The 7,580-nt window shown below is 37.5% G+C and carries 2 protein-coding genes and 1 pseudogene; all 3 read right to left on the bottom strand.

The genetic code is table 11. The annotated features are described in order from the left end of the window. Window positions 1-1,058: pseudogene (locus ACFIQC_RS08885) on the bottom strand (hypothetical protein); the annotation flags it as partial. A gap of 1,196 nt (window positions 1,059-2,254) precedes the next feature. After that, on the bottom strand, window positions 2,255-6,199 hold the full coding sequence (locus tag ACFIQC_RS08890) for a YadA-like family protein (RefSeq protein WP_375707059.1): 3,945 nt from the start codon (window positions 6,197-6,199) through the stop codon (window positions 2,255-2,257). Window positions 6,200-7,304: 1,105 nt separating this feature from the next. After that, window positions 7,305-7,580 (bottom strand): YadA-like family protein (locus ACFIQC_RS08895; RefSeq protein ID WP_375612590.1); only part of this gene is annotated, 276 nt, incomplete at its 5' end.

The following is a 7,580-nucleotide window of genomic DNA, read 5'->3' on the forward strand; positions in this document are numbered from 1 at the left end:
TTTTTAAGAGACGTTATCTTGCTGTTCTCTTTACTGTCCCCATGCGTCGCTACAAAGGCATGTGCAGTGTCGCTCCATAATAAAGCATCACCATTAACCCCTTGAGTAATATTACTTAGTTTATCCTCAAACTTTTTAACCTCATTAGACAGATGAGTGTTCACATTCTTGACACTCGTATCAAGACCCGCAAAGGCGCTACCAACATCATTGAAGCTCGTCTTTCCCACATCACCATCTGCAGAAACATTAGAGATCTCGTAAGTCGGAGCTGTCCATGTGCCATTCTCATACTTAGCTTTACCACCTAAAGATTTTGCAACCCCAGTGCCTAACGTATAAAGCTGGGAACCATTAACGGCATCGGTTGACGTTTTTGAGAGCTCACCAGGAGAAACACCCAAAAGACGCCGTGTCTCACCTTTACTATTCCGAATAGTTATTTGAGTTAATGGTGAGGTAGGAGCAATAGTTATCATACTTGCATCATCCGCTCGGGCTAGTCCACTGGGTAAGCTTCTTAAAAGAGAAAAGCTGCCTGTGTTCTTATGCTGATCATCACTTTGAGATGGATTATCTTGTTTTTCCCCAATAGCATGGGGTTCCTTTATCTCAACAATCTGGTGATTTAAAGCTGCCAAAGCACTATTAGTGCCAGAAAATGCATCCGCAACACTTTTATAACCTTCTACATTCTTATAACCTTCCGTACCTGCAAATGCAGTATCAACAGCAGCTTTAGTCTGAAACTTAATATTAAGACTTAAGTTCTTGGGAGCATCCTCCCCCTCCACAAATGCAGAGCCACTATCTCTATACAATTTACTGCCAACTACATAGGCTGGCGGTATACCTTTAAGCGCATTTGTACCACCACTAAAGTCGTTTGATATGTTATTTAAAATCTGAGTAGCAGCAGCAACAGGAGAAACATTTGATAAAAATATAATCACTGAAGCCAATGAAAGCGCTTTAATAAAAAGCCGTCGATAAAACGAGCAAGAATCTTTACAATCATTCACCACTAGCGCTTTTGATGTGGTATATAATTTTTTCATAACAAATTCTCCAAATAGGAAAGACATATTTATAACATTAAAAAGTCATATTTCAGTGTTAGGAGTGATTAACGACGTGATTTTTTTTGTTCTTTATAAAGTTTGAGTTTGCCGCAGAGGCGAACAGAAGTAATTAGAAGTCTAGCAAGGTTGCAATCAATCTTGATAAACGATGTGGTTAATGGGTTTTTTATTTTTTCCGCCTTTAAGAAGGGTGCTTTTTTTGCAACAAAACTCCTGGATGAGGGTGAAAAACAGATATGAAGAAGATGTACTTGCACCCTATTGTTAGGTCTGCGGTTTATAGTTTTAAAAGTAAAAGAGTTCATTTTATATGATTAAGAAGCTGTAAGGTATTATTAGGGGAAAAGTTTAAGTTGTTGGCTGAATGATTTAGAGTACTTGTTGTGAAATCATTACGCTTTTATCGCGGGGATAAGCGGCATACTCTTAAGCTTTAGATTTTTTCTCTCAAAGAGTTTTAGAACAAAATGAGGATGATTGTGTGTGTTGTTCATAATCAGCTGCCCCCCCTTGCGAGCATTTTTCTGTTTTTGCCAAAATGAGTCTTACTAAAGAATATTTTGTGATGTTATAGACTATTGAGTGAAATAGCAAGAAGAAAATGAATTTAATTATTTTTACAGAATGAGTCTTTCCGATTTATATAACCGTGAAATATCCTTATAACTTTAAAACTCATAGATTCCATGCACTATAGACTTGTCTAGAGATTCTGTTTCATAGTTTTATTTAAGTGTCCCATTTTGATCAAAATGAGTCTTACTAATAATTGCTGCTGTTGCGTGCCTCATGATTGCTACTGCTATGTACAGAGCAAATAAATAAAATAGGATTTTTAAATTTTTAAACGTATCCCCCAATGGATATTTTCTATCAATGAAATTATAGAACGTACAGTTTTAAAATACTGCGCAATTACGCACTGAGAGTACTACTCTGTATTTGTAAAATTTTTGTTAAAGTGCTTTACTTCTTACTAAAATCAATCTCACTAAGATTATTACTATAGAATACATTGGTATAAGACTTTAATTATTATAAGACTTTATAAATATACTACTCTATGGCCTTCTCTGTAAAATATTACTTCTCTATAATATAAAATTTCGCCCTTGTCTTATCAGACAAGGGCGAAACTTCGCTTAAATTGTAGTTTTTCATATTCTCTGGTGTTATTTTAATTTCAGAGTTATTCCACCACCTACACCCCACTGACCGCCAGCACTGGTTGCTGATAGATTAGAACGAATCTTGCCATCTTCAGATGTATAACCTGCACCAATCGCAAAGGCAGATTGTCCACGCCAAAAACCGCCACCAAATGAAACACTCACAGATCCTGGGTCATCGAAGTAACGTAAGTTAGAGACTGCCAAACCAATCGCTGCTGCTTGCCTTGCCTCTTTGCGCACATTCGTAATATCATAACTTAGTGCGTCAAACTTCATATCGGTATAGGATTTTGCCTCATTAACACCATTATTGACTTGATCGTCCGTATACTTTTTCGCACTTTCAAGAGTAATCTTCATCTGCTCCGCGGTATGATCGTATAACTGACCACCATTCACTGCGTCCTTAGAGCCATGTTCAATTTTTCCATCTTGAACATTAGTAATCAAAACAGGCTCACTGTCATCGACACCTTTTAGAGTGATGCTATTGATTTTCTTTCCGCTATCATCGGTATCATAGCTAACCGCAACATTCACCTTTTTTTCAACTTCTGTTACCCTGTCTGTAACGCTGTCTACCTTTTTTTCAACGCCTGTTACCCTGTTACTCATCTGCGAAAACTGACTGTCAGTCACCTCATAAGTTGACTTTTCTAAAATTTCACTAGGAGCAACAGTTACCGTGGTTGAATTATCCGCCTCATCTATGGCGCTTTCTTCCTCATCTATGGCAAGAGGTAAGCTTCTTAGAAAACGTGCGCTTCTCATAAAAGGAAAGCCTTTTGAAATAACATCCGAAGGATCACCATCTTGTGGTTTATCCTCTGTTACACCAATACCAAGGCCATTCTTCATCTCAACAACCTGATGATTTAAACCTGCCAAAGCACTATTAACGCCAGCAAATGCATCCGCGACATTAGTATACTCTTTATCAATCTCATTCCCGTTCTTATCAAAGGCTTTAACTGTGAAAGTCGGAGCACTCCAATTTCCACCTTTATATCCAGAACCACCACCGAAATAAGTAGCAATCTGGTTGTTTATCGAATAGAGCTGAGAACCGGTTATAGCATCAGTCGACGTTTCTGAAATCTCACCAGCAGCAATATCAAAAAGACGCCGGCTTTCACCTTCACTATTCATAAAACTTACTTGTTTTAATGGTGATTTAGGAGCAACAGTTATCGTAGTTGGAACCTTCACATTACCTAAAGCACTAGGTAAGCTTCTCATAAAAGGAAAGCCCTCTGAAATAATATCCGAACTATCAGTTTGAGAGAGCTTATTTTTTTCTTCAATACCAGGCTTACTCTTTATCTCAACAACCTGATGATTTAAACCTGCCAAAGCACTATTAACACCAGAAAACGCATCTGCAACATTAGTATAGTTTTTCTCAGTTTCATTACCATCCTTATCAAAGGCTTTAACTGTAAATGTAGGAGCACCCCAGTTTCCCTCTTTATCATATCCAGCACCACCGCCAAAATAATTTGCAAATGCCTGAGCCATAAGATAGACTTGACCACCATTTACTGCTTCGGTCGATGTTGCCGTAAATGCACCCCCCCTAACACCAGAGATAACTCGTGGAAAATTAACACTGTTTGCAATATCTATTCTATCACCACCCTTGTCTCCACCAATCGTAATAAGCCCAGCGCTATTTTGCTTAACAAAACTATCACCTGCCACACTTTCGATCTTTTGATTAAGATTCGTAAAAGAACTACTTACACCAGAAAGTGCATCCCCAACATTCTTATAGTTCTTTTCAGTCCCACTACCATTTCTATCAAAAACCTTAACTGTAAAAGTAGGAGCATTCCAGTTTCCATCTTTATCATATCCAGCATTATCACTAAAATAGCTAGCAACTACATTGCTCATGGCATAAAATTGAGAGCCATTTATCGCATCAGTCGATGTTGCTGTAATCGAACCAGCCTTAACACCCGCAAGAGTTCGTGCCACATTATCAACATTTGCTATATTTACCTTGACCCCACTTACTTTTCCACCAATGGTAATAAGTCCGGTATCATCTTGTTTAACAAGATTGTCACCTGTCCCATCAATGACTATATTCTCAATCTTTTTATCAAGATTTGTGAAAGAACTACTTACACCAGTAAAGGCATCCGCAACATTAGTATACTTTTTTTCAGCTCCATTACCATCCTTATCAAAGACCTTAACTGTAAAAGTAGGAGCACTCCAGTTTCCATCTTTATAGCCAGCACCACCACCAAAGTAGCCTGCAACTACATTGCTCATGGAATAAAGCTGAGAACCATTTATCGCATCAGTCGAAGTTGCTGCAATCGAACCAGCATTAACACCAGAAAGAGTCCGCACCGCGTTATCAATATTTGCAATACTTACCCTAGCTCCACTTACTTTGCCACCAATGGTAATAAGTCCTGATGCCGCATCTTGCTTAACAAGACTATCACCTGCTGCATTAATGACTATATTCTCAATCTTTTTATCAAGATTCGTGAAAGAACTACTTACGCCAGTAAAGGCATCCGCAACATTCTTATAGTCCTTTTCTGCTCCATTACCATTTTTATCAAAGACCTTAACTGTAAAGGTAGGTGCACTCCATTTTCCATCTTGATAGCCAGCACCACCACCAAAATAGCCTGAAACTACATTGCTCATGGAATAAAGCTGAGAACCATTTATCGCATCAGTTGAAGTTGCTGCAATCGAACCAGCGCCAACACCCGAAAGAGTCCGCACCGCATTATCAATATTTGCAATACTTACCTTAGTCCCACTTACTTTTCCACCAATGGTAATAAGTCCTGATGTAGCATCTTGCTTAACAAGACTTTCACCTGCCGCATTAATGACTATATTTTCGATCTTTTTATCAAGATTCGTGAAAGAACTATTTACGCCAGTAAATGCATCCGCGACATTATGATAGTCCTTTTCAGTTCCATTACCATCCTTATCAAAAACCTTAACCGTAAAAGTAGGCGAACGCAAGTTTCCATCTTGATAGTCAGCACCACCACCAAAGGACTTCATAGCCACAATGCCCAATTTATAAAGCTGGGAACCATTGACCGCTTGCTCCGATACTAGATTAACTGCACCATCACGAACACCAGTAATAACCCGCGCCTCACGATAAGCATTTGTAAAGTCTACTACAGCGCCATCTTTGTTTGCACCAATTGTAATAACCCCTGCAGAATTTTGGCGAACAAATTGATCCCCGATCGCACTAAGGAATAAATTTTCAACCTTTTTATTAAGATTTACAAAAGAATCACCCACGCCAGTAAATGCATCCGCAACATTTTTATAGTGCTTTACAGTTCCCTTACCACTTTCCCCAACGACGTTAACCGTAAAAGTAGGAACTATCCATTCTCCATAGCAATCATATCCAGCACCACCACCAAAAGATTTCGCAATCGCAGAGCCCAATTTATAAAGCTGGGAACCATTGACTGCTTGATTCGATGTTGGACTAAGCGCAGCATCAGCAACACCAGTAAGAACCCGCGCTGCACGAGAATTATTTGTAAAGTCTACTACAGTGCCGCCTTTGGTCGCACCAACTGTAATAGTCCCTGCAGAATTTTGCTGAACAAGATGATTGGACGAGATTATCTGAAACTGCTGATAAACACCTTGGAACTCTCTATTTACCTTTTCAAACGCAGAGCCAACATCTCTATAGACACCACCGCTAATTATATAGGTTGGCGCAATACTTTTACGTATATTTGCACCTCCGCCAAAATACTGTGCTACATTACCCCAAAGATCACAAGCAAAAACAGGAGAAGCATTTGATAAAAAGACAGCTACTGACACTAATGAAAGCGTTTTAATAAAAGGTAATCGATAAGACGAGCAAGAATTTTTTAAATTACTCACTGCTAGCGTGTGTGGTGTGGTATATATTTTTTTCATAATAAATCCTCTAAGTAAAAAAAGATATTTAAAACATCAAAAAGACATATTCCGGTGCTACTAAGCTCCAGAGATTGTTTTTTCTTGTTTTATAAAAGATTAGGGTTGTCATAATGCGGAAGAGGACTATCTAAGATATCAATGAGATAGAAGTCGACGTTGATCGATAGTCCAATTAATGTGGTTTTTATTTATCCCCCTTTAAGGAGGGGTGTTTTTCTTCAGCAGAGCCTTTAAATTTAAAGGTGAAGAAAGGTGAAAAAAGTGTAGAAAAAACATATTTGTGTACTATTATTAGGGGTTGTGTGTTTAAGAGGCAATAAAATGTTTATTGCGGAAGGGAGTTAAGCTGTTTGTTGAGTAATTTAGAGCGTTTTTTGTAGGGTTATTGTGCTTTTGTCGTGAAAATAAGCGAGATATCCCTGAGTTTTATATTTGTATCTCTTAAAGCTCTTTGAGATTAGATGATTGTGATTTTGTAATTTTGCCATAACTTACCGCACCCCGCTTTGCGAGAAGATTTCTAGTTTCTTTTAATTAATTTTTCGCACTCTATACAGATTATTAAAAAATAGCAAGGAAAAAATGAGACTTTTTATTTCTTTAAAAATACCCCTAGTGGATATTCTATTATAAAATTATAAACTGTATAGTTTTCAAATATTGTGCGGTTACACGTAGTCTGTTAATTTATATGAAAACATCCCTCTGGCATTTGTAGTTTTTTGTTAAAATGCTTCACTGTAACTAAAATTAGTCCCACTAAGATTATTATTACAGAATACAATTATAAAACTTTACAAGTATACTACTCTATGAATTTCTGTGTAAAATATCACTTCTTATAAAATTTTCACCCTTGTCTGATGAGACAAGAAGGCAAAACTTTCTTAAAAATAAATATCGATTACTCAAATAATTCCTTTTGGAGGTGATAAATGATTTTTTGATATAAAATTTCACAATAAAAAATATATTTTTACTCGAAATACGCCCTTATCTTCTATTGCTATTCATTTATGATGAAAATAACTTTCCTTCTCTTTAAATGGCACATGTAACGCATTTGATAAGAGAAGGAAAATTTATTTCGAATTTTCTATTGTTAATTCAGTGTTACCCTAAATCCAGCACCTACACCCCAATGTCCCCCAGCACTCGTTGCAGATACGTTAGAGCGAAATCTTCCATTTTCAGACATATAACCAGCTCCAATAGCAAGTGCAGATTGACTGCGCCATACACCCGTACCAAGTGAAAAACTTAATTTTCCCGGTGTATCGTCATAGCTTAAATTAGATACTGCTAGACCAATAGCAGCAGCTTGTCTTGCTTCTTTCCGAACATCCTGAATAGCATAATTCAATGTCTCAAACTTCAT

This window comes from Bartonella sp. AA126HLJHH (assembly GCF_042197425.1).
Taxonomy (GTDB): Bacteria; Pseudomonadota; Alphaproteobacteria; order Rhizobiales; family Rhizobiaceae; genus Bartonella.